We start from the raw sequence: 737 nt of genomic DNA on the forward strand, positions 1-737 counted from the left end.
GTCACGCAGCCGCGCTCGGTTTCCACGCGCACGCGGGCGACGGGCAGGCCGGGCATGCGCGAGAGCGTCTCGAGGATTCGCGCCGCGAGCGACTCGTCAGAGTCGATAAACGCGCTCGCGAGCGGCAACGATAGTTCCATCACAAGCGCACGGCACCCAGCGATGCTCTGCAACGCTTTTTCTATCATCTGCTTCTGCAGCAGGTTGGGCACCGTGCCCGTGAGTGTGACGACGCCATCGTGCGCGTGCACGCGAATCTGTCCGGCATCGATGGTCCGTTCCCAGCGCAGGGCCTGTTCGACATCCTGCCATAAGGCTTCATCCGATTTCATGATGCTCTCCATGTCTGCCGGTGCACGCTATTCAGCATCGCCTATCGCATCGAACAGGATTTGATGTCGATCAACGGCCCGCGATCCACATGGCTGCGATATCGGCGGTGCATCCGCCCGGGCGCCATTGATACAGATCAAGCCGCCCGGCACATGCCGCGGCTTAAATAGGCAGACGGTCCATTGCGATTGCGCGATCACGTGCAATCACACCCTGCTTCGCGGAGGTGCGTCGTGTCGCATAAAACGCTCGTATTTCACCAGGATGCACGGCAACTGCTGCTTAACGGCGTTAACGCGCTCGCCGAAGCAGTCAAGGTCACGCTTGGCCCCGGTGGCCGCAATGTGATCGTCGAGCGCGTGCCCGGTGCCCCGCTCGTCGCTAATTCGGGCGTGGTCGTGGCT

At 62.0% G+C, this 737-nt stretch carries 1 protein-coding gene and 1 pseudogene; one reads left to right on the top strand and one right to left on the bottom strand.

Annotated features, from left to right (window positions below; all coding sequences use genetic code 11):
- On the bottom strand, positions 1-332 hold a 332-nt coding region (locus H3V53_RS43210; RefSeq protein WP_336603044.1), incomplete at its 3' end, for a BON domain-containing protein.
- A gap of 234 nt (positions 333-566) precedes the next feature.
- Between H3V53_RS43210 and groEL the strand changes: the two are divergent.
- A pseudogene (gene groEL / locus H3V53_RS43215) lies at positions 567-737 on the top strand (chaperonin GroEL); the annotation flags it as partial.

Origin of the sequence: Paraburkholderia bengalensis (assembly GCF_037126505.1) — a bacterium.
GTDB lineage: Bacteria > Pseudomonadota > Gammaproteobacteria > Burkholderiales > Burkholderiaceae > Paraburkholderia > Paraburkholderia bengalensis.